Consider the following 21,248-nt stretch of genomic DNA (forward strand, 5'->3'; position numbering starts at 1 on the left):
AGCTGATATCCATCGCAAGAATCGATGGAAAATGCGGCATGCGCTATTCGCTGGACCAGTTGGAAATCTTCGCTGCCATCGCCGACGCCGGGTCCTTCTCTGCCGCGGCGCGCCGCCTGGCGCGCACGCAAAGCTCGGTCAGCGCCGCCATCGCCAACCTCGAGGTCGACCTCGGAGTGGCCCTGTTCGACCGGGCCACCAAGGTGCCGACCCTGACCGAGGCGGGCCGCCACCTGCTGCGCGAAACTGCCGAAGTGCTGGACCGCTGCCGCGAGCTCGAACGCCATGCGCGCAGCCTTGGCGAGTCGGTGGAGCCGGCCCTCACCGTGGCGATCGAGGTGCCCCATGGCGCGATCGTCCCGCCGATCACGGCATTCGCTGCGGCCTTTCCCTTCGTCGACCTGGATGTGCGCAGTCCGCTGGAAGGCGACGTGAGCGCGCTGGTCAGGAGCGGCACGGCGCAGCTCGGCATTGCCTTCTCGCAGCCGGCGTACCCGCCCGAACTCGGCTTCGTCCAGATGGGCAAGCTGGTGATGTCGCACGTGGTCGCGCGCGCGCATCCGCTGGCCGGGGCCGCCACGGTGGGTTTCGCCGAACTGCACCGGCACCGGCGCCTGAGCTTCGGCGCCCACGGCGAGCGGCTCCCGAGCACCGAATACCTGGTCGGCACCCGCAGCTGGCGCGCCGAGAGCTACCTGGCGCTGCTGGAACTCACGCGCGCCGGCCTGGGCTGGGCCACGCTGCCCCGGCAGCTCGTGCTGCGCGAGCTGGCCAGCGGCGAACTGGTCGAGCTGCGGCTGGAGGCCTACCCGCACACCGACTGGCTGGTCGGCGTGGACCTGCTCTGGAACAAGGCCCAGCCGCTCGGCAAGGCCGCGAGCTGGCTGCGGCGCGAGCTGGAGCGCTTCAAGGTCAGCGAGGCCGACAGCGCGGGGCATCCGACGACGTTTTGAGTTTCGGCGCGCTCGTGTGGCTACACGTTTGCATCTTCGAATGTGAACTGCACTCTGTAGGTGACAAGCCGCAGCCCGGGAATCGCCTTGGCGGCGTAGCGCAGGGGTTCCGAGAATCCGCTTGCGACCAGGACTGCTCGGGGTGCCTTGCCTTCCTTTTGGGCGTACCACCCAACGTACCGAGCAATCTGCCCGATTGAAGAATCCTTGGCCTCACCAGCTTTCAATTCAATGATGACCGTGCGGCCCTCGGTGTCTCGCGCGAGCAGGTCAAGCCGGCCCACCTCACTGGATTCCTGCCGCGACACGAGCGTCAGTCCCGGCTCCAGCAGGTCCAGGTGACTCACGATCTGGTCTTCCAGATCACGCTCGAGGCTCAGACTGCTCTCGACGTATTCGGTCAGGTCCTGCGGCGTCGATTCGTCGACCACAGCCGCGGCCAGATCGCTGGTATCGACCGACGCATCAAGTGTGAAGACCGTTCGTTTCCCCTTGAAGTCAGGCGATGCCCGTCGGCCGGCGTCAAGCCAGAACTTGGCGTGAGGCTGGCTTGAGGCGTTGTTCGCCCACCAGGCGCCATACTTCTTTGCGGAGTCGGGAAGGCCGCCGGCGACGATCGAATCCAGTTCATCGAAAGACAGGGTGACCTGGGGCTCTTGACTGGAAAGCAGCCGGGGTGTCAAGCGAGCGTACCGGGACATGGGGTCCTCGCAGTCTGTTGAAGATCATGATTTGACCCGGGCCACTCTGCAATCGCAGTTCGCGAACGTCAACACCGACAATCCCGACCCCCTCATGGCTTGCCACGTACGTAGGCTACGTGCTCGCCGGGATGTTCAACGCCGGTCGCCTCGTGCAAGCTCCCCTTTTTCGACCCACGAGAGTTCAAGATGGCCGATTTTGACTATGACGTGATCGTGGTCGGCTCCGGATTCGGCGGCAGCGTCGCGGCACTGCGCGCGACCGAGAAGGGCTACCGGGTGGGCGTCATGGAAGCCGGACGGCGCTGGCCCGACAGCGCGATCCCCAAGACCAACTGGGACATCCGGAAGTACCTTTGGCAGCCCGAGGCCGAGATGTACGGCCTGCAGCGCCTGAGCTTCCTCGACGACGTGCTGGTGCTGCACGGCGCCGGCGTGGGCGGTGGCTCGCACGTCTACGGCAGCACGCTCTATGTTCCGCCGAAGAAGTTCTTCGCCGCACCCGAGTGGTCCTACATCACCGACTGGTACGACGAAATGCCCGCGTACTTCGACCAGGCCCAGCGCATGATGGGCGTCAACCGCGTGCCCTACATGGACAGCGACAAGGATCGGCTGATGCGCGAGATCGCCGTCGAGATGGGGCACGGCGACACCTACAACAAGGCACCCGTCGCCACCTTCTTCGGCGCCCCGGGCGTCGAGGTCGACGACCCCTTCTTCGGCGGCGCAGGCCCGCGCCGCACCGGCTGCGTGAACTGCGGCAACTGCATGATCGGCTGCGGCCGCGGGGCCAAGAACAAGCTGACGGAGAACTATCTCTATCTCGCGGAAAAGAACGGCTGCGTCATCCACGACCTGCACGAGGTGATCGAGCTCGCGCCGCTCGACGGCGGCGGCTACGAGCTGATCGCGACCCATCCCGGCTGGGTGCAGCGCGCGGCACACGTCGATCGCCATCGCTACACGGCCAGGCAGGTGGTGGTCTCCGCGCACGCCTATGGCTCGGCGCGCCTGCTGCACCACATGCGCCATGTCGACAAGCTCACCAGCCTGTCGGATCAGCTGGGCAAGCTGGCCCGCACCAATTCCGAGGCGCTGATCCTGGTCACGCGGCCCTATGTAGCCTGGAAGAAGGACCCGGACCGATTCGTGATCACGCCCGGCAGCGTCGCCATCACCTCCGGCGTCTGGCCGGACCCGGACACCAGCATCGAGCCGGTGTCCTATGGCGTGGGCAGCGACTTCTTCGCGCTGGCCACGACCTACTACGCCTCCGGCCCGCAGAAGCACCCCACCGAGACCTGGCTCAAGCACCTGATGGAGCATCCGGTCCAGACCCTCGGCCAGACCTTCGATGCGCGGCACTGGTCGGAACGCGCGATCACCTTGCTGTGCATGCAGACCACCGACACCTCGATCGACCTCTACTTCAAGGACGGCATCCTGCGCAGCCGGCACGGCTCGGGCGATCCGCCGCCCACGCACATCCCGGCCGCCGACGAGTTCGCGAAGCGGCTTGCTGCCAGGATGGGCGGACTCGAATCGGCCCTGGATTTCGAAGTCGTCAACCGCACGGCGTCGGCGCACTTCATCGGCGGCATTCCGATCGGCGACTCGCGCGAAAAGGGCGTGGTCGATCCCTACCAGCGCGTTTTCGGCCATGCGGGCCTGCATGTCATGGATGGCAGCGTGATGCCCGCCAACCCGGGGGTGAATCCCTCGCTCACGATCCTGGCGCTGGCCGAGCGTGCCATGTCGTTCTGGCCGAACAAGGGCGACGCCGATCCGCGGCCTTCGCTGGGTGCCGGCTACCAGCGCCTGACGCCCATCATGCCGCGCGCTCCCGCGGTGCCGGCGCAGGCGCCCGGCGCCTTGCGCTTCGACAAGCCGCAGCGCGAAGTGATTCCCGAATATCCGTACTGAGTCGAAAGCCGACGCACAGGAGACAAGCATGGCGAACCCGACGGTCGAGTACCGAGACCTGGGCCCATCGGCCCGATTGCCGGACCAGTCCGTCAATCCCTATTACCTGGCCGATCGCAAGCTGCGTGTGTCCGTCGCTCGCGTCGGCAAGAGCCTGTTCGCCTTCGACGACCTGTGCCCGCACGACGGCTGCCAGCTCTCAGCGGGCCTCCTGACCGGCACGACGCTGATGTGCCCGTGCGACGGCTCCCGCTTCGACGTCTCGACCGGCGCCGTGCAGGGCGGCCCGGCGAAGCAGCCACTCCCCATCTACGAGGTGCGCGAGCAGAACGGAGAAATCTGGGTTCGCGTCTGACACCAGGAGCTCATCGCCATGTCCGTCCCCGACTACGCCTCGCTCGTCGCCAGCCAGCGCGCCTTCTTCCTCGAAGGCCACACGCGCCCGGTGGCGTGGCGCAAGACCCAGCTCGAAGCCGTCAAGGCCCTGTTCACCGACCACCACGACGAACTGTGCGACGCACTCTGGAAAGACCTGCGCCGCAACGTGAACGATGCCGACCTGATGGACGTGGACTACTGCGCCAAGGAGGCCGCCTACGCGCTCAAGCACATCGACAGCTGGATGAAGCCGCTGCACGAGCCGATGCCGCTGGTGTTCGAGCCCGGCTACATCCGGGTGAACCGCGATCCGCTCGGCGTGTCGCTGATCATCGGCGCCTGGAACGAACCCTTCATGCTGGTCTTCGGCCCGCTGGTGGCGGCGCTGGCCGCGGGCAACACGGCGGTGCTGAAGCCCTCGGAGATCGCCGCCCACTGCGCCGCCGCCGCGGCGCGCCTCGTGCCCCGCTACTTCGATCCGCGGGCGGTCGCGGTCGTCGAAGGCGCCGTCCCCGAGACCACCGCGCTGCTGGCGCAGGAGTGGGACATGATCTTCTTCACCGGCAGTCCGCCCGTCGGCAAGATCGTGCACCAGGCCGCCGCCAAGAACCTGACGCCCTGCGTGCTCGAACTCGGCGGCAAGAACCCGACCATCGTGCATTCGTCGGCCAACCTCAAGGCGGCGGCGCGGCGCATCGCCTACGGGCGCTACCTGAACTCCGGCCACATCTGCACCGCGCCCGACCACGTGCTGGCATGGCCGGAAGTGAAAGACGAATTCCTGCAGCACATGAAGGACACGATTCGCGAGTTCTACGGCGACGACCCGAAGCTGAGCCCCGACTACGGGCGCGTGATCAACCGCCGCAACTTCGATCGCCTGGCCGGGCTGCTCGGCAGCGGCAAGGCCATTGCCGGCGGCCAGACCGATGCCGACGAGCTCTACATCGCGCCGACGGTGCTGGTGGACGTCGCGGTCGACTCGCCGATCATGAAGGAAGAGATCTTCGGGCCGATCCTGCCGGTGCTCGAGATCGACTCGGTCGAGTCCGTCGTCCAGTGGGTCAACAGCCGGCCGAGCCCGCTCGGCCTCTACATCTTCGCCGAGGACAAGGAGGTGATCGACAGGATCCTGTCGGCCACGCGCTCGGGCGATGCGGAGGTCAACGACTGCGCCATCCACCCGCTCTTTCCCGAGCTTCCGTTCGGCGGCGTGGGCAACTCCGGCATGGGCAAGTACCACGGGCGCTGGGGCTTCGAAGCCTTCACCAACGCGCGCGGCGTGCTCCACCACAGCAGCACCGTCGACCCTGGCGTGCGTTATCCGCCCTACGCGAAGCACGGCCTCGAACGCGTCGTCGTCAACAAGCTGATGCCGTAGAGGCCGCATCGCCGTGGATCTCGATCCAGTCCTCCTGTCGCGGATCCAGTTCGGGTTCCTGATCAGCTTCCACATCATCTTCCCCGCCTTCACCATCGGGCTGGCGGCCTGGCTGGCAACGATCGAGGGGGCGCGGCTGGCGACCGGCAACGCGCTCTATCGCCGGGTGTTCGACTTCTGGCTGCCGATCTTCGCCGTCTCCTTCGGCATGGGCGTGGTCACGGGCATCGTCATGGCCTTCCAGTTCGGCACCAACTGGGGCGTGCTCTCGGTGAAGACCGGCTCGATCCAGGGCCCGCTGCTCGGCTACGAGGGCTTCACGGCCTTCATGCTCGAGGCGACCTTCTTCGGCGTGATGCTGCTCGGGCGCGACCGGGTGTCGCCGCGCTTCTACTTCTTCTCGTGCTGCATGGTGTCGCTGGGCACGATGTTCTCTTCCTTCTGGATCCTCGCCAACAACAGCTGGATGCAGGTGCCGCTGGGCCACACCGTGGTGGACGGCAAGATCATCCCGACCGACTGGATGCAGATCGTGCTGGGCCCGGTGCAGATGGTGCGCTGGCCGCACATGCTGCTGGCCGCCTTGCTGACGACCTCGATGTGCGTGTCGGCGACCGGTGCCTGGTATCTGCTGCGCCGGGTGCACTTCGACGAAGGCCGGATGATGCTGCACTGGGGCCTGGGGCTGGCCGCGGTGCTGATCCCGGTCCAGCTCTTCTTCGGTCACCTGACCGGCGAATACGTGCTCAAGCACCAGCCCGCCAAGTTCGCCGCGATCGAGGCGCGCTGGAAGAACGAGCAGCCCGCCAGCGAGGTGCTGATCGCCATTCCCGACGAGGCCAACGAGCGCAACCTCTACGCCATCTCGGTACCGAAGCTGGGCAGCTTCATCGCCTCGGGCAATTTCACGTCGGCCGAGCGAGGGCTCGAATCCTTCCCGCGCGAAGACCGGCCGCCAGTGCTGATCCCCTTCTTCGCCTTCCGGCTGATGGTCGGCATGGGTCTGGTCATGCTGGCCGTCTCTTGGCTCGGCAACCTGCTGCGCTGGCGCGGCAAGCTGGAGTCCTCGCGCTGGTTCCTGTGGGCCACCTTCATGTCGTTCCCGACCGGCTTCATCGCCATCCTGACCGGCTGGTACACCGCCGAGATCGGGCGCCAGCCCTGGGTGGTCTACGGCCTGCTGCGAACCAAGGACGCCGTCACGCCCTCCCTGACGACCAGCGATGTCCTGACTTCGCTGATCGTCTACGTGCTGGTGTACTGGATCTTCGTGTCCTTCGGCATCTACTACATCTACAAGCTCCTGCGCGAGGGGCCGCGCGCCAGGACCCAGGCCACGGAGAACGTCACCGGCAGCCGGCCCCTGGCGGTCGCCGCGCGCACCGACGCCGCATCCGAAGGCAGATCCGGAGGCCGGCCGTGAACGCGGCGGCACCCAGCGACCTGGCGCTCTTCTGGGCGGCGGTCATTGCCGTCTCGATCCTGGTCTACGTGATCCTGGACGGCTTCGACCTCGGCGTCGGGATCCTCTTCGGCACCACCCGCGAAGAGGGCCACCGCCTGCACATGATGGACACCATCGCGCCGTTCTGGGACGGCAACGAGACCTGGCTGGTGGTCATCGGCGCCGGCCTGTTCGCGACCTTTCCGGTGGTGTATGCCGTCTTCCTGGGTGCCTTCTACCTGCCGGTTCTGCTGCTGCTCGTCGGCCTCATCTTCCGCGGCATCGCCTTCGAGTTCCGCTACCGCAGCGTGAAGACACGCTGGTTGTGGGACATGGGTTTCTTTCTCGGGTCGACGGTGGTCGCCTTCGTGCAGGGCGCCGCGGTGGGCGCATTGATGCGCGGCCTTCCGGTGGCGCAAGGCCAGTTCGCCGGCACGTCCTTCGACTGGCTGCATCCGTTCTCCGTCCTGACCGGCATCGGCCTCGTCTTCGGCTATGCGCTGCTCGGCGCGGGCTGGATCGTGCTCAAGAGCGAAGGCGAGCTGCGCGGCTGGGCCTATCGCCGGATCCCGTGGCTGGCCGCGGCCGTCTTCGTGGTGCTCGGCCTGGCGTTCGCCGTGTCCCTGAGCGTGGACGCGGGCGCGATCGCGCAAAGCCATCTGAAGGATCGGCCATGGGGCTGGGCCTTCGTCGCGGTTGCTGTCGCCTCCCTCATCGGCGTCGTGACGGGCGCTCGCGCGCGCCGGGATGGTGTGGCGTACGCACTGACCGTGCTGTTCATCGCGGCGGCGTACCTGACGCTCGGCACGATGTTCTGGCCCTACATGGTCCCGTATGCGGTCACGGTCGCCAGCGCGGCGGCGCCGGAGGAATCGCTCCGGTTCCTGTTCTACGGCGGCGTGGTCGTGCTGCCGGTGATCGCGATCTACACCGTCGGCGTCTACTGGGTGTTTCGCGGCAAGGTGCGGAGCGGCTACCGATGACTCTCCCGAACGATCCGACGATGGCGATCGACATCCTGCTCGAACCGGACGCCAGGATGCTCGAGCGCGCCGAAGCCAACAACGCCCGCCTGCTCCAGGTCTTCCCCAAGGGATTCGCCCTGGATGCGGCGCATCGACCGCACGTCACGCTGGTGCAGCGCTTCGTCCGCACCGCGGAGCTGGACCAGGTGTTCGCTGCCGTCGAGAAGGTCCTCGCCGGAGTCCGGCTGGACGACATGGAACTGGAAGCCATCCGGTACTACTACATCCCGAGCCAGGAGATCGGACTGGCTGGCATCGTCGTCAAGCCCACGCCTGGACTGCTCGAACTGCAGGCCGCGCTGATCGAGGCCGTGGCGCCGTTCACGACCGAGACCGGCGACTCGAGCGCCTTCGTCACGACGCCCGACGACCCGGTCATCGACCCGTTGCTGATCCAGTACGTTTCGGCGTTCGTGCCGAAGGCTTCCGGCGAACATTTCAATCCGCATGTCTCCACCGGCGTTGCGACGCGCAAGGACCTCGACCAGATGCTCGCCGAACCCTTCGAGTCTTTCGACTTTGCGTTCAGCGGGGCTGCCGTCTATCAGCTGGGCCAGTTCGGCACTGCGGCCAGGAAACTCAAGGGCTGGGATTGAAGCCCCGCCGTTGAGGATCAGGTCCGCGACCCCGGAAAGTGCCCGCGGGCGGGTCAGTTGCCGAACAGTCGCGCGATGCCCCCGCGCAGATGCGCCTCCATGGCCTGCCGCGCGGCGGCGCTGTCCTGCTGCTCGATGGCCTGCTCCACGGCCGCGTGCTCCTGGCACACGCCGGTCCGTCGCTCCCCTTGCGGCCGCCCCGCAAGGTTGCGCGAGAGTCCGATGCTGAAGCGGGTCTGCGGTGCCAGGGCGTTCATCGTCATGCCGAAGAAGCGGTTGCCGCAGGCCTGGGCCACCGCGTCGTGGAAGGCGATGTCTTCCGCCACGGCATCGCTTCCGTCTGCAAGGGCCTGTTCGAAGCGCTCGCGGCACAGGCGGATGTGATGCATCTGATCGGTGCTGCGCGCCAGCGCCGCGCGGGCGGCGGCTTCGCCTTCCATGAAGCAGCGGAACTCCAGAAAAGCGCGGATGTCGGCGATGTTCTCCAGCGTGCTGAGCGAGAGGGGCTTGGCCTGCGGCAGCGCCTCCGTGACGAAAGTGCCCGAGCCCTTGCGCGCGTAGATGCGCCCCTCTTCGCGCAGGCGCGCCAGCGCCTGGCGCAGCACCGGACGCGACACGCCGAGGCGCTGCGCCAACGCGGTTTCACCGGGCAGGCGCGCCCGGGGCTCGAAGCCCGGCGTTCCCAGCAGTTGCATCAGGTCTTCGTAGACCTTGTCTCCCAGCAACCGGTCCGCCCCTTGGGGCTGCATGGACGGGCCTGCGGCATCTGAAACGGGTGCTTGCATATGACAGCTCTTTACAGGGAAATCAGCGAGAAGGCCGAACGCTCCGCTACGGACAATTCAGTTCAGGCCAAGAATCGATCAATAAATAGCGATTCCCCCGCAAAGATATAAAAAGCTGTAAATCATGTCAACCATCCGTTGTCTACGCACCTACCGCCTGCCGGACCGGCCCAGCCTGATCTGGCTCGAACTGGAAACCAGCGATGGCCTGATCGGCCTGGGGGAGACCTTCCGCGGGGCGGCGTCGGTAGAGACCTGTCTGCATGACGAACTCGCACCCTGGCTGCTCGGCCGCGACGCGCGGCACATCGAAGGCATCTCGCGCCATCTGCTCACGCCCTACGTCGGCTACAACGGCTCGGGCGTGGAAGTGCGCTCGGCCAGCGCCGTCGACATCGCCTTGTGGGACCTCGCGGGCCAGCGCCAGGGAGTGCCGGTCCACGAGGCGCTGGGCGGCGCCGCGCGCCTGAGCGTGCCGGTCTACAACACCTGTGCGGGCTACGCCTTCAACACCACCGGGAAGCGTCGCGACATCGGCACCGACGACCAGTCGCAAGGGCCCTACGACGACCAGGTCGCCTTCATGCGCGACGCCGGCGCCTTGGCCCGCAGCCTGCTGGACGAAGGCTACAAGGCGATGAAGATCTGGCCCTTCGACATCTATGCGCCTGCCAGCGGCGGCCACCTGATCAGCCTGCCCGAGCTCGAAAAAGGCCTGGAGCCGTTCCGCAAGATTCGCGAGGCGGTCGGCAACCGCATCGAAGTGATGTGCGAACTGCACAGCCTGTTCGGCGGCCACTCGGCCTTGCGCATCTGCCAGGCGCTGGAGGACTACGACGTCTTCTGGGTCGAAGACCCGCTGTGCAAGATGGACGACGCCGCCGGCCTCGCCGACCTGCGGCGCCGCACCCGCGTGCCGGTGTGCGGCAGCGAGACGCTGGGCGGGCTGCGCCCCTTTCGCGACCTGCTCGCCAACGACGCGCTCGACGTCGTGATGCTGGACCTGGCCTGGTGCGGCGGCTTCACCGAAGGACGCAAGATCGCAGGGCTGGCCCAGGCCTACAACCGGCCGCTGGCGCCGCACGACTGCACCGGCCCCATCACCCTGATGGCGGGCCTGCACATGGCCCTGCATGCGCCGACCGCGATCTACCAGGAGGTGGTGCGGGCCACGCTGGCCACCTGGTACCGCGACATCGTCACCGACCTGCCGGTGATCCTCGAAGGCATGGCCCAGCCGCCCGTGGCGGCGGGGCTGGGCACACGCCTCAAGGACGGCTTCAAGCAGCGCCCGGACCTGATCGTCCGCGAAAGCCGCTAGCCCGCGCAGCCGCGCCATTGCGCCCCACTCTTCCAGGGATTTCGACATGCATATCCAGATCGTCGGGCTTCATGCGCCCAACGCGCCGCGCCTGCGGGCCCTGCTCGGTCCCGGCTTCGAGGTGGAAGCCCTCCAGGCATTCGCCGGGTCGGGCGCCATCCGGTCGGACGTCGTGATCAGCAACAGCATCGGCGCCGACGAGGCGGCGCGCCTGCACTGCCGGCTGGTGCATGTTCCCGGCGCGGGATCGGAGCAGATCGCCTGCCCATCGCTGCCCGCGGGAACCACGGTGTGCAACGTGCACGGCCACGAGGTCCCCATCGCCGAGTTCACCCTGCACGCCATTCTGGAGCACTGCCTGCAACTCTGGCAGTACCCGGCACGCCTGGACGCGCCCGCCTGGGCGCAGGCCTACGCCAGCCGCCAGCAGCACGAGGAGGCCCATGGCAAGAGCCTCGCCATCGTGGGCTTCGGCCACATCGGCCAGGAGATCGCGCGGCGCGCGCGCGCCTTCGGCATGCACGTGATCGCCGTGACGCGCAGCGGCAGGCAGGGGGCGGCGGAACTGGCCGACGAGTTCGTTCCCGTGTCGACGCTGGACGACGTGCTTGCGCGAGTCCGATGCCTGGTGATCTGCTGCCCGCTGGACGACACGACCCGCGGCCTCATCGGCGCGCGCCAGCTCGGGCTGCTGCCCGCGCAGTCGCTGCTGGTCAATGTGGCGCGGGCGGAGGTGGTGGACGAGCAGTCGCTGTACGAAGCCCTGCGCAGCGGGCAACTGGGGCGGGCCGTGCTCGACGTCTGGTACCAGTACCCGAAGAAGGGGCAGCCGCCGGTGAGCCCCTCGCGCTGGCCGCTTCATGAACTCCCCAACGTGCGCGCCACGCCCCACATCTCGGCCATGACGCCGGCCCTGCTCGACCGCCGCTATCGCTTCATGGCAGAGAACATCCTGCGCCTGCAGCAGGGGCAGCCGCTCCTGAACGTGATCTACCAGGCGCCCTGAGCGCTTCCCCCGCCCGCTCGCAGCCACGCGAACACCTCGCCACACATCAACGGAGATGCCCCATGAAAGCCCAGACTTCCATCACCCAATCCGCCCCCGCCAAGGCCCGGCGCGCCCTGCTCGGCATGGCCGCAGCCGCCATGCTGGCAGGCGGCGCGTCGCTGCCGGTCCGCGCCCAGGACGCGGCGAGCTACCCGAGCAGGATGATCCGCATCACGGTGCCCAACCCGGCAGGCGGCACCTCCGACGTGCTGGGGCGCCTGCTGGCCAAGGAGCTGGGCGAGATGTTCAAGCAGCCGGTCATCGTGGAGAACAAGGCCGGCGGCAACGGCCAGATCGGCGCGGCGTTCGTGGCCAAGTCCGCACCGGACGGCTACAACCTGCTGCTGCTGGACATGAGCGTGCTGACCATCGGTCCCAGCGTGGTCGCGCAACTTCCCTACAACCCGCAGAAGGACCTCGCACCCATCACGATCCCGGCGTATTCGCCGCACCTGCTGGTGGTCCGGAACGATCTTCCGGTGAAGAACATCGACGAACTCGCCGCCTACGCCAAGAAGAGCGGCAAGCCCCCGAGCTTCGGCACGCCGCTGGCCTCCATCAGCCAGCTTGCGGGCATCCTCATCGCGCAGGACCGCGGCTTCGAATTCAACGTCATCGGCTACAAGGGCGGCGCCCAGGCCCTGGCGGACCTCGCGGGCGGCCAGATCGACAGCGCGATGGCCAGCGTGGTCGCCACCAACCAGCTGGTGCAGGGCGGCAAGGTCAAGGCCATTGCAGTCACCAGCGCCAAGCCGTTCGCGGCGACTCCGGGCGTGCCGACCGTCGCCTCGCAGATCCCCAACTTCGTCACGGGTTCCTGGCAGGGACTGCTGGCACCCGCCAACACGCCGCCTGCGGTACTCGACAAGCTGCAGGACGCGGTGCAGCGCATCGTGACGCGCCCCGAGTTCGCCAAGCATCTGCAGGAGCTCGGCTCCGAGCCCTCGGCGATGAACCGCCAGCAGATCGCGGAATGGATGCGCACCGAGACCCAGCGCTGGGGCAAGGTGGTCAAGGACAACAACATCAAGGCGGAATAGGCTGCGGGAAACGGGATCGACGAGGGGATCCGGTGGGCAGGTCAGTTGCATTGGATGAACTGTCCGTTGACCTGGCACGGCCTTCCTTGCGGACTGATGAACCGGGACCCATCGCCAGTGCTGTTGTACCGGTTGCCCTGGCTGTCCCAGCAGCCCCCGGCATTGCAGCTGCCGAGCGGCGCCGGGGCCGCTCCCGGCGCCGTGGGCTGCCACGCCGGGTCTTGCTCGCGCGGGCGTTGGCGGTCGACGGCCCCACTGCCGCTGCCGCCGTCGGACGGCCGACCGATCTGGACCGGCTGGACTGCGATCGGAGCCTGGGCCGCGGCGCCGGCGAGGGCCAGCGCCATGGCCAGGAAGACGAGTGGTCGATTCATTTCTGATGTCCCTCTCAAACGCCGGCACGCAGGCTTCGATCGCCTCTAAGGCGGCCGTCGATCGCTTTTCGATGCGCGTGGGCGTCAAAGGTTCATTGCATTCGTCACCGCCGTGTTCGTTGCAGCCCCCGACAAGGCCATGCTCTTGTAGCAAGTATCACTGAGTGAGATACTTGCTACATGAATGACTGGCTGGTCCTGGCCGCATCGCTTCCCGCCTCGCCGAGCGGCCTGCGCGTGCGCATCTGGCGGTCGCTCAAGTCGACCGGGTGCGGCACCCTGCGGGACGGTGTCTACATCCTCCCCTCGACCGCCGCATCGGCCTCCGATCTGTGGGCCATCGAGAAGGCCATCCACGACGGCGGCGCCGATGCGCACATGCTGGTGCTCAAGGCGCGAGACGAGGCACAAGAGCAGACCTTTCTCGCGCTGTTCGACCGTTCCGGGCCCTACGCCGACTTTGCGCAAGCGCTCAAGCAGACCCGCAAGACGCTGAAGTCCGCCGCAGAGCCGGAGTTGCGAAAGTCGCTTCGCGGTCTCGACCAGCAGCTCCAGGCCATCCGAGCGACCGACTTCTTTCCGGGCCGGGCGGCATCGGCAGCGGAGGCGGGCCTGGAAACCTTGCGGGCTGAAATCGAGCAGAGGCTTTCCCCCGGCGAGCCCATGGCAGCATCGGGTTCGATCGAGCGGCTCGAGCGCGCGGCTTTCCAGGGGCGGGCCTGGGCCACGCGCAAGCGCCCTTGGGTAGACCGGCTTGCAACGGCTTGGCTGATTCGTCGCTTCGTCGATTCGTCAGCGCGCTTCGTCTGGCTGGCGGACCCGGGCAAGTGCCCGAAGGGTGCCCTGGGTTTCGATTTCGATGGCGCCAGGTTCACTCATGTGGGCGGCAAGGTCAGCTTCGAGGTCGTCGCCCAGGCCTTCGGCCTGGAGCAAGAGCCGGGCATCCGGCGACTCGGCCAACTCGTGCACTACATCGATGTCGGCGGCATCCCCGTCGACGAAGCGGCCGGCGTCGAAACCATGGTGCGCGGACTTCAGGCGCAGCACGACAAGGACGACGCGCTGCTCGCGGCCTCTTTTCCCTTGTTCGACACCCTCTACACCGCCATGAAGGTACGTCCGTGACCACGACCGCAATCACGACGGCGCCCGAGCGCCTGAGCTTCGGCGAAGCGCTGCTCTACTGGCTCAGGCTGGGCTTCATCAGCTTCGGCGGGCCGGCCGGGCAGATCGCCCTCATGCACGAGGACCTGGTCGAGCGCCGCCGCTGGATTTCCGAGAGCCGCTTTCTCCATGCCCTGAACTACTGCATGCTGTTGCCGGGCCCCGAAGCGCAGCAGCTGGCGACGTACATCGGGTGGCTGATGCACCGCACCTGGGGCGGCATCGTCGCCGGCGTCCTCTTCGTGCTTCCGTCGCTGTTCATCCTGATCGGTCTCTCGTGGGTCTACATGGCGCACGGCGATGTCCCGGCCATTGCGGGCCTGTTCTACGGCATCAAACCCGCGGTGACCGCGCTGGTGGTGCATGCGGCCTGGCGCGTGGGCTCGCGCACCTTGAAGAACGCCTGGCTGTGGGGCATCGCGGTGGCCGCCTTCGTCGCCATCTTCGCGCTGCAACTTCCGTTTCCGCTGATCGTGCTGGCCGCGGGCGTCATCGGCTACGTCGGTGGCCGCGTCGCGCCGGCCAGGTTCAGCGCGGGCGGCGGCCACGGCAAGCCGGTCCACACCCTCGGCCCCGCGCTCATCGACGACCACACGCCGACGCCCGAGCATGCCTTGTTCAGCTGGCGGCGCTTCAGCCGCGTGCTGGCGGCGTGCCTGTCGCTCTGGGCCGCGGGCATCGGGTCATTGACGGCGCTCTACGGATGGGACGCGGTCCTGACGCAGATGGCCTGGTTCTTCACGAAGGCGGCGCTGATGACCTTCGGCGGCGCCTATGCGGTGCTGCCCTATGTGTTCCAGGGCGCGGTCGAACACCACCAGTGGCTGACCGCCGCGCAGATGATCGACGGACTGGCGCTCGGCGAAACCACGCCGGGCCCTCTCATCATGGTGGTGTCCTTCGTCGGCTATGTGGGCGGCTGGACCAAGGCCATCTTCGGCCCCGACGCGCTGTTCCTGTCGGGCGCGGTCGCCGCCACGGTCGTGACCTTCTTCACCTTCCTGCCTTCGTTCTTCTTCATCCTGCTGGGCGCGCCGTTCATCGAATCGACCCACGGCAAGCTCGGGTTCACCGCACCGCTGACTGGCATCACGGCCGCGGTGGTGGGCGTCATCGTGAATCTTGCCGTCTTCTTCGCGTACCACGTGCTCTGGCCACTGGGACTCTCCGGCCGCTTCGAGTGGGCCTCCGCGCTCATCGGCCTCGCGGCGGCGGCGGCCCTCTTCCGCTTCAAGATCGGCGTCATTCCCGTGATCCTGGCATCGGGCCTGGCCGGGTTGGCATTGACGTTTCTGCGGCCCCTGCTGACGTGAGAGGTTCCCATGGAAAGTCGAATCCAGGATTTGCCCTTCGAGCCCGCGGCCCTGCACGGCCTGTCCGAGAAGCTGCTTCGCAGCCATCATCGGAACAACTACGGCGGCGCGGTCAAGCGACTGAACGCCATCCGTTCCAGGCTGGCTGCGTTGTCGCCCGGGAGCCTGCCGGGTTTCGAACTCAATGGCCTGAAGCGCGAAGAACTCGTTGCGGCCAATTCCATGCTCCTGCACGAGCTGTACTTCGGCAGTCTCGGCGACGGCGCAGAGGCGGTGGCTCCGGCCATGGAACTGGCGTTCCAGGCGAACTTCGGCAGCCTCGCCCGTTGGCGCGAGGAGTTCGTCGCCATGGGCAAGGCGCTGGGCGGCGGCTCCGGCTGGGTTCTGCTCGTCTTCCAGCCGCGAGACGGCACACTCGTGAACCAATGGGCTCCAGACCATGCGCATGCGCTCGCCGGCGGCGTGCCCATCCTGGCACTGGACATGTTCGAGCATGCGTACCACATGGACTTTGGTGCCGCTGCCGGCAACTACGTCGATGCCTTCATGGAGAACATCGACTGGGCGAAGCTGTACGCGCGCTATCGGCTCGCCGTCCACGGCGCGAGCGAAGCATTCGGGGCGACGCAGGACGAGGTTGCCGGTGCCCTGGTGGTCGACGTGCGTCGCGCCGGTGTCGTCAAGGACGCGCCGACCCGGTTGCGCGGCGCGGCCTGGCGCGATCCGGCCACCGTGGACAGTTGGGCCGGCGACCTGCCGGCCGACCGGGACGTGGTTGTCTATTGCGTCTACGGCCACGAGGTCGGGCGCGCGACCGCCCTGCGGCTGCGTGCCGCGGGTCTGCGCGCACGCTTCCTGCGCGGCGGCATCGACAGCTGGCAGGCCGCCGGAAGGGCTCTGGAGCCCAGAGAAGCAGCATCTTGAAGCGGCTCGGCCGTGCGCGTCCGAAGATGGGCCGCATCGCCCGGCTCACGCAGCAGCGAGTGGGAGCGTGAAGCTGAAAACCGCGCCGCCCGCACCACGGTGCGCCGCCCAGAGCCTGCCGCCGTGCGCCTCGATCAGCTTGCGACAGATGGCCAGCCCGATGCCGAGGCCCTCGGACTTGGTCGAGTAGAAAGACTCGAAGATCCGCTCCAGATCGCCTGCCGCGATTCCCGGTCCGCGATCCGCGACTTCGACCAGGATTTCATCGTGACGGGCTCGCAGCGAGACCGTGATCTCGCGGCCGCCTCGCGGCGCTCCCTCCATCGCCTGCATCGCATTCCTCAGCAGGTTCAGGACGACCTGCTGCAGATGGATCTCGTCGACCAGCACCGCCGGCAGCGGCTTCTGGGTCGCCAGTTCGATGCGAATATCGCGCAGTTCGCAATCCATCTTCACCATGCCGACGCACTCGACCAGGGCACGTTCCATGTCGATCAGCTTGGGCTCCAGTTCATGCCGCTGAGCCATGGCGCGCATGCGTGCCACCACGTCGCCCGCCCGCGTCGTCTGTCCGATGACCTTGTCGATCAGCTCGACCAGCCGGCCGATGTCGGGTACGGCTTCGGCAACGCGCCGGCGTGCTGCCAGCGCGTAGTTCTCGATCGCGCCGAGCGGCTGCGTGATCTCGTGCGCCAGCGCCACGGACATCTCTCCGGCCGTGTGGACGCGAACCAGGTGCACCAGCCGCTCGCGCCAATGCGCGGCTTCGACCTCGGCCGCCTGCTTGCGATGCTCGGCCGCCTCGCGCGCGTGCAGGTTGGCGAACACCTCGGCAAGCAGGGTCAGGCCCGGCGTGAGCACGTCGGGCCATTCGTGTTCCCGCTCGATGCTCTCCAGCGTGAGTGCCCCGACCATGCTGCCATCGACCGCGATCGGCAGCGCGAGCAGGGAGCGCACCCCGAGCTGCCGCAAGGTCTCGGCATCGGCCTGGCCGGCCGGCGGAATGTCCTCGAGGTGAGCGATCCGCACGACGCTGCCGTCACCGATCAAGCCGTGGATCCACGGCAATGCCGCCGCCTCGCCTTGCGCAGCCTGCGCGGCGAAGCCGTTCGCGAGCCATTGCCGGGAGACGACGAAAGGCAGGTCCGTGCCGCGATGCCACAGCGCCACCCGCTCGGCGCCCACGAACTCTCCCATCTGCCGGAGTCCGGCCGCGATCGCCCGATTCCCGTGGCCGGGTGTGGACAGGGCCAGGGAGGCGAGGATGCCGCTCGCCAGCCGCTCGAAGCCGAGCGCGAGGTCGAGCTCTTCCTGCGCTCGCTTGCGCGCCAGGGCGCCGCCGAAGACCTCCGCGAGCAGCCGCAGGCGCGCCAGCAGATCGTCTGACCAGCTGCGCTCCCGGCGTACGCAGCCGAAGTTCAGGCTCCCCTGCAGCTGCCCCGCCACGACGATCGGCATCATGACGTGGGACCGGAGTCCGATCTTGCGCCAGCTCTCCTTGTCGACGCTTGCCTCGGGCGGCAGATCGTCCAGGCTGGCGAAGACGATCGGCTCGTTGGCGGTGGCCTTGGCGAGGGCCCATGGATTCGAATCGCGCGCCGGCAACAAGCGCCTGGGCACCGGCTCCACGCCTTCCACGGCGAAGGAGTGCGTGACCTCGGCGCGGCCCGTCAAAGGGAAGACGCGGCTCAGGGTCGAACGATCGATGTCCAGCGCCGACACGATCCGTGCGAGGCCCTGCTCGATGGCATGGTCGATCTGATGCACCGGCACGGCGACGAAGGTGGCCGACAGGTCCGAGACCAGGCGCTCGAAATTCAAGGTCTCCCGCAGCGATGCCTCGACCGCGACGGAGTCGACTCGTGCCGACCGGGCCCTTCGGAATGGATAATTCAAGCTGACCTCGGACTTCTCGACTTCGGAGAGTGGGTGATGCGTCTGATGCAGACTTTGCCTTGGCTGCTAGCGGCGGTCCTTTCGGCTGGAGTGGCACCGGGCGCGTCGGCGCAGGTGGCCGAAGGCAGCCCCGCGCGGATCCTGCTGGCCTTCGAGGGAGGCTCGGCGAGGGGCGTGGCGATGCACCTCGCCGAACGCATGCGCGAGCCGCTCAAGCGACCGGTGATCGTCGAAGAAAAGCCGGGCGCTGGCGGCCGCGTCGGCGCGCTGGCGCTGAAGAACGCCACGCCGGACGGAACAACGGTGGCGATGCTTCCGATCGCGGTGCCGGTGCTGTCGCCGATGACCTTCAAGGACGTGCAGTACGACCCGATGCATGACTTTGCTCCCATCTCGCAAATCGGCAGCTACCGTTTCGCATTCGCGGTTTCCTCGAACCACCCTGCGCGGTCGTTTCCCGAATTTGTCGCCTGGCTGAAAACCCATCCGACGCAAGCATTCTATGGATCGCCCGCGGCGGGAAGCCTTCCCCACTTCCTCGGTGTGCTCGTCGCCAAGGCCATCGACATCGACCTGACCCAGGTGGCCTACAAGGGATTCGGCCCCATGTCGGTCGACCTGATGGGCGGCACGGTGCCGGCCGGCATCTCCTCGGTTGCGGACCTGATCGAGCTGCACCGGGCGGGCCGGGTCCGGATCCTGGCGACATCGGGCACCCGGCGCGAATCCCAGTTGCCGGAGGTTCCCACCTTCGTCGAACAAGGCTATCCGACGGTGCAGGCCAGCGGGTGGGTCGGCTTCTTCGCCCCCGCCAAGACGCCCAGGGCGGTCATCAACGAGTGGTCGGCTGCCCTCCTGGCGGCCATTCGTGCACCCGATACGCGGCAGAAACTCATCGACCTCGGGCTCGACACGACCGGCACCACGCCGGAGGAACTCTCCGCGATCATGGCCGACGACATCGCCCGCTGGGCGCCGATCGTCAAGGCCTCGGGCTTTCACGCCGACTAGCTTGTTCACGTACGTGGACTAGGTGGCCGCCGGGATAGGAGGTCCGGAGCGCCGGCTCCAGAATGCAAGGCGCACACGCGGCCGGATGTCTCGCCGGAGGTTCTCATGCACTTCGAATGTCGCCCCGTCGACGCGTCGTTCTTCGACACGGCGCCCATGCAGTTCAGGAACGTCGTCGACCTGGACGCAGCGCCGTCCAGGGTCTTCGCCATCTTCGAGGATGGCGAGTCCTGGCCACACTGGTTCCATGCCATCCACAAGGTGGTCTGGACCAGCGAGAAACCCCATGGTGTCGGAAGCACACGCACGGCGTCGCTGGCCGCCGCCAACATCGACGAACACTTCTTCATCTGGGAGCCCGACCGCCGGATGGCGTTCTACGCGACCGGCACGTCGATGCCGCTCGCCCACGCGCTGGCGGAGGACTACCAGCTCGAAGAGATCGAGCCGGGCAAGACCCGTTTCACCTACCGCGTGGCGATGGAGCCGCACCTCCCGGTCAGTCTGGGCGGGCCCTTGTCGAGGATGTATTTCGAGTCGATGTTCGAAAGCGCCTGCAAGAACCTGAAGAGCTACGTGACGCAATGAGGGGACTCTCGGTGGACTGCTGCGACGCGAACAGCTACAAGACGTGCAGCGCTCCCGGCAGGTAGCGCTGCAACCGGAGAATGCGATGGCAACCACCCCGGCCCTCACGGATCAGCAGATCAGCGACGCCTACATCTACCTCCTGAGCCGCCTGCTCGTGCTGCGACAGCAGCAGCTGGACTTCAATGAGGGCTTCCAGTGGAATCGGCTTGTCCACCGCAAGCCGGGCGAGGTGGCCTGGCCCAATCCGAATCTCGATGTGGCCTATTCGGAAGCCTGGATCGCCGTGGACGAGACCAGTTGCGCGTTGGTGTCGGTGCCGGAGATCAGCGGCCGCTACTACACGGTCCAGTTCCTCAACGGCTGGGGCGAGACGGTCGCCAACCTCAACGAGCGCGTGTTCCCGCGACACCCGCACGGATTGTTCGCGGTGTGCCTGAAGGGAAGCCAGGTCGAGGTGCCGGCCGGCGCGCAGCGCGTCGACGTGCCGGTCAAGCGCATGCGCGTGCTGTCGCGTGTCGAACTCGGCGCGAACTGGGACGAGGCGGTCGCCTTGCAGCAGCAGTTCGAGATCCGCTCGACGGGTCGGCCGGCGGCGCCCGCACCGCCGAAGACCCTGATGTTCGAGATGGATGCACTGCCGGGCGTCGAGGCATTCGATTCGGCCGGGCTGGCGCTCGACAGCGAAGCCGACATCAATCCCGGCATGGACGGCTTGCAGGCGGCCGTGCGCGCGATCGCCAGCGCCGCGGCGCAGCCGGGCGAGCGCAAGCGCATCGACGAGGTGATCCGTACCAAGGCGTTCGCCGACCTCGGCAAGGCGATGCCCAAGCTCGGGCACGGCACGGTTCGCGACGGCTGGGCGCTGCCGTCGACCTCGGGTGTCTATGGCGAAGACTGGCTGGTTCGCACGCTCATCAACTACGGCGGCATCTGGGCCAACACCCCGGAAGAAGTCATCTACTACAAGGCTTTCACGGACACGGCGGGCAAGCCGCTGTCGGGGGACCATGCCTACACGATGCACTTCGCCAAAGAGCGCTTGCCCGCCCAGCATGCAACCCATTTCTGGTCCGTGATCGCCGTCGACTCGGTGCAGCGGCGCGTGCTGCCCAACGCGCAGAAGCGCTACCTCCTCAACAAGGAGTCCGATCTGCAATACGGCGCGGACGGGTCGCTGACGCTGTACTTCGCCGACGCGCAACCCGAGGGCGCCCCGCACGGAAACTGGCTGCCCACGCCCAGGGGCCTGAGCTACAGCCTGACCTTCCGCTTCTATCGCCCCAGAGGTGAAGTGGCAGCGCGCACCTTCTTCCCGCCGCCGCTCGCGGTCCGGTGAGCCGGCGCCACGGCTCAGTGCGCCCATGGCGCATGCGGCCT

At 67.4% G+C, this 21,248-nt stretch carries 20 protein-coding genes; 16 read left to right on the plus strand and 4 right to left on the minus strand.

Going from position 1 to position 21,248, the window contains the following annotated elements; all coding sequences use genetic code 11:
- Window positions 1-38 precede the first annotated feature (38 nt).
- Complete coding sequence (locus tag QTI45_RS26215; RefSeq protein ID WP_286369619.1) at window positions 39-953, plus strand: LysR family transcriptional regulator; 915 nt, start codon at window positions 39-41, stop codon at window positions 951-953.
- Between the two features lie 20 nt (window positions 954-973).
- Here QTI45_RS26215 and QTI45_RS26220 read toward each other — a convergent pair whose 3' ends face one another.
- A complete protein-coding gene (locus QTI45_RS26220) occupies window positions 974-1,654 on the minus strand; it encodes an endonuclease NucS domain-containing protein (protein WP_286656389.1) in 681 nt (226 codons plus the stop codon).
- 189 nt (window positions 1,655-1,843) lie between these two features.
- Between QTI45_RS26220 and QTI45_RS26225 the strand changes: the two genes are divergently transcribed.
- From QTI45_RS26225 to QTI45_RS26250, 6 genes are read left to right on the plus strand one after another with little or no spacing between them, the layout of a single operon-like run.
- Window positions 1,844-3,580, plus strand: a complete 1,737-nt coding sequence (locus QTI45_RS26225; protein ID WP_286656390.1) for a GMC oxidoreductase — start codon at window positions 1,844-1,846, stop codon at window positions 3,578-3,580.
- A 28-nt stretch (window positions 3,581-3,608) separates the two neighbouring features.
- On the plus strand, window positions 3,609-3,935 hold the full coding sequence (locus QTI45_RS26230; protein ID WP_286656391.1) for a Rieske (2Fe-2S) protein: 327 nt from the start codon (window positions 3,609-3,611) through the stop codon (window positions 3,933-3,935).
- 18 nt (window positions 3,936-3,953) lie between these two features.
- On the plus strand, window positions 3,954-5,339 hold the full coding sequence (locus tag QTI45_RS26235) for an aldehyde dehydrogenase family protein (protein WP_286656392.1): 1,386 nt from the start codon (window positions 3,954-3,956) through the stop codon (window positions 5,337-5,339).
- A 13-nt stretch (window positions 5,340-5,352) separates the two neighbouring features.
- Window positions 5,353-6,762 (plus strand): cytochrome ubiquinol oxidase subunit I, encoded by a 1,410-nt coding sequence (locus QTI45_RS26240; protein WP_286656393.1) that lies wholly within the window; start codon window positions 5,353-5,355, stop codon window positions 6,760-6,762.
- Window positions 6,759-7,766, plus strand: coding sequence for a cytochrome d ubiquinol oxidase subunit II (gene cydB, locus QTI45_RS26245; protein ID WP_286656394.1), 1,008 nt, complete (start codon window positions 6,759-6,761; stop codon window positions 7,764-7,766). Before QTI45_RS26240 ends, cydB begins: the two co-directional genes overlap by 4 nt.
- Window positions 7,763-8,404, plus strand: coding sequence for a 2'-5' RNA ligase family protein (locus tag QTI45_RS26250; protein ID WP_286656395.1), 642 nt, complete (start codon window positions 7,763-7,765; stop codon window positions 8,402-8,404). The genes cydB and QTI45_RS26250 overlap by 4 nt, the downstream gene beginning before the upstream one ends.
- A 53-nt stretch (window positions 8,405-8,457) precedes the next feature.
- Here QTI45_RS26250 and QTI45_RS26255 read toward each other — a convergent pair whose 3' ends face one another.
- Window positions 8,458-9,153 carry a FadR/GntR family transcriptional regulator gene (locus QTI45_RS26255; protein WP_286656396.1) on the minus strand — a complete coding sequence of 232 codons (696 nt, stop codon included), beginning with the start codon at window positions 9,151-9,153 and terminating at the stop codon, window positions 8,458-8,460.
- A 160-nt stretch (window positions 9,154-9,313) separates the two neighbouring features.
- Here QTI45_RS26255 and QTI45_RS26260 point away from each other — a divergent pair, with 160 nt between their 5' ends.
- The 3 genes from QTI45_RS26260 (at window position 9,314) to QTI45_RS26270 (ending at window position 12,598) form a co-directional block, all read left to right on the plus strand.
- A complete protein-coding gene (locus QTI45_RS26260) occupies window positions 9,314-10,510 on the plus strand; it encodes a mandelate racemase/muconate lactonizing enzyme family protein (RefSeq protein ID WP_286656397.1) in 1,197 nt (398 codons plus the stop codon).
- 46 nt (window positions 10,511-10,556) lie between these two features.
- Window positions 10,557-11,516, plus strand: a complete 960-nt coding sequence (locus tag QTI45_RS26265; protein ID WP_286656398.1) for a 2-hydroxyacid dehydrogenase — start codon at window positions 10,557-10,559, stop codon at window positions 11,514-11,516.
- Between the two features lie 62 nt (window positions 11,517-11,578).
- Window positions 11,579-12,598 carry a Bug family tripartite tricarboxylate transporter substrate binding protein gene (locus tag QTI45_RS26270; RefSeq protein WP_286656399.1) on the plus strand — a complete coding sequence of 340 codons (1,020 nt, stop codon included), beginning with the start codon at window positions 11,579-11,581 and terminating at the stop codon, window positions 12,596-12,598.
- 41 nt (window positions 12,599-12,639) lie between these two features.
- On the opposite strand, the gene QTI45_RS26275 is transcribed toward QTI45_RS26270, so the two are convergent.
- On the minus strand, window positions 12,640-12,972 hold the full coding sequence (locus tag QTI45_RS26275; RefSeq protein WP_286656400.1) for a hypothetical protein: 333 nt from the start codon (window positions 12,970-12,972) through the stop codon (window positions 12,640-12,642).
- Window positions 12,973-13,152: 180 nt separating this feature from the next.
- Between QTI45_RS26275 and QTI45_RS26280 the strand changes: the two genes are divergently transcribed.
- From QTI45_RS26280 to QTI45_RS26290, 3 genes are read left to right on the plus strand one after another with little or no spacing between them, the layout of a single operon-like run.
- A complete protein-coding gene (locus QTI45_RS26280) occupies window positions 13,153-14,097 on the plus strand; it encodes a chromate resistance protein ChrB domain-containing protein (protein WP_353621333.1) in 945 nt (314 codons plus the stop codon).
- The gene (gene chrA, locus QTI45_RS26285) at window positions 14,094-15,449 is read left to right on the plus strand and encodes a chromate efflux transporter (protein WP_286656402.1); all 1,356 of its coding nucleotides are present in this window, start codon (window positions 14,094-14,096) and stop codon (window positions 15,447-15,449) included. Before QTI45_RS26280 ends, chrA begins: the two co-directional genes overlap by 4 nt.
- A 9-nt stretch (window positions 15,450-15,458) precedes the next feature.
- Window positions 15,459-16,373, plus strand: a complete 915-nt coding sequence (locus QTI45_RS26290; protein ID WP_286656403.1) for a Fe-Mn family superoxide dismutase — start codon at window positions 15,459-15,461, stop codon at window positions 16,371-16,373.
- Window positions 16,374-16,418: 45 nt separating this feature from the next.
- On the opposite strand, the gene QTI45_RS26295 is transcribed toward QTI45_RS26290, so the two are convergent.
- A complete protein-coding gene (locus tag QTI45_RS26295; protein ID WP_286656404.1) occupies window positions 16,419-18,269 on the minus strand; it encodes an ATP-binding protein in 1,851 nt (616 codons plus the stop codon).
- A 36-nt stretch (window positions 18,270-18,305) separates the two neighbouring features.
- Here QTI45_RS26295 and QTI45_RS26300 point away from each other — a divergent pair, with 36 nt between their 5' ends.
- The 3 genes from QTI45_RS26300 to QTI45_RS26310 all read left to right on the plus strand — a co-directional run bounded on the left by QTI45_RS26300 (window position 18,306) and on the right by QTI45_RS26310 (window position 21,207).
- Window positions 18,306-19,280 carry a tripartite tricarboxylate transporter substrate-binding protein gene (locus QTI45_RS26300; protein ID WP_286656405.1) on the plus strand — a complete coding sequence of 325 codons (975 nt, stop codon included), beginning with the start codon at window positions 18,306-18,308 and terminating at the stop codon, window positions 19,278-19,280.
- A gap of 105 nt (window positions 19,281-19,385) precedes the next feature.
- A complete protein-coding gene (locus tag QTI45_RS26305; RefSeq protein WP_286656406.1) occupies window positions 19,386-19,868 on the plus strand; it encodes an SRPBCC family protein in 483 nt (160 codons plus the stop codon).
- An 85-nt stretch (window positions 19,869-19,953) separates the two neighbouring features.
- Entirely contained in the window at window positions 19,954-21,207 is a 1,254-nt protein-coding gene (locus QTI45_RS26310; RefSeq protein ID WP_286656407.1) for a DUF1214 domain-containing protein, read from the plus strand.
- The last annotated feature ends 41 nt before the right edge of the window (window positions 21,208-21,248 follow it).

The sequence above is a fragment of the Variovorax saccharolyticus genome, assembly GCF_030316765.1.
In the GTDB taxonomy this organism is placed as follows: Bacteria; Pseudomonadota; Gammaproteobacteria; order Burkholderiales; family Burkholderiaceae_C; genus Variovorax; species Variovorax saccharolyticus.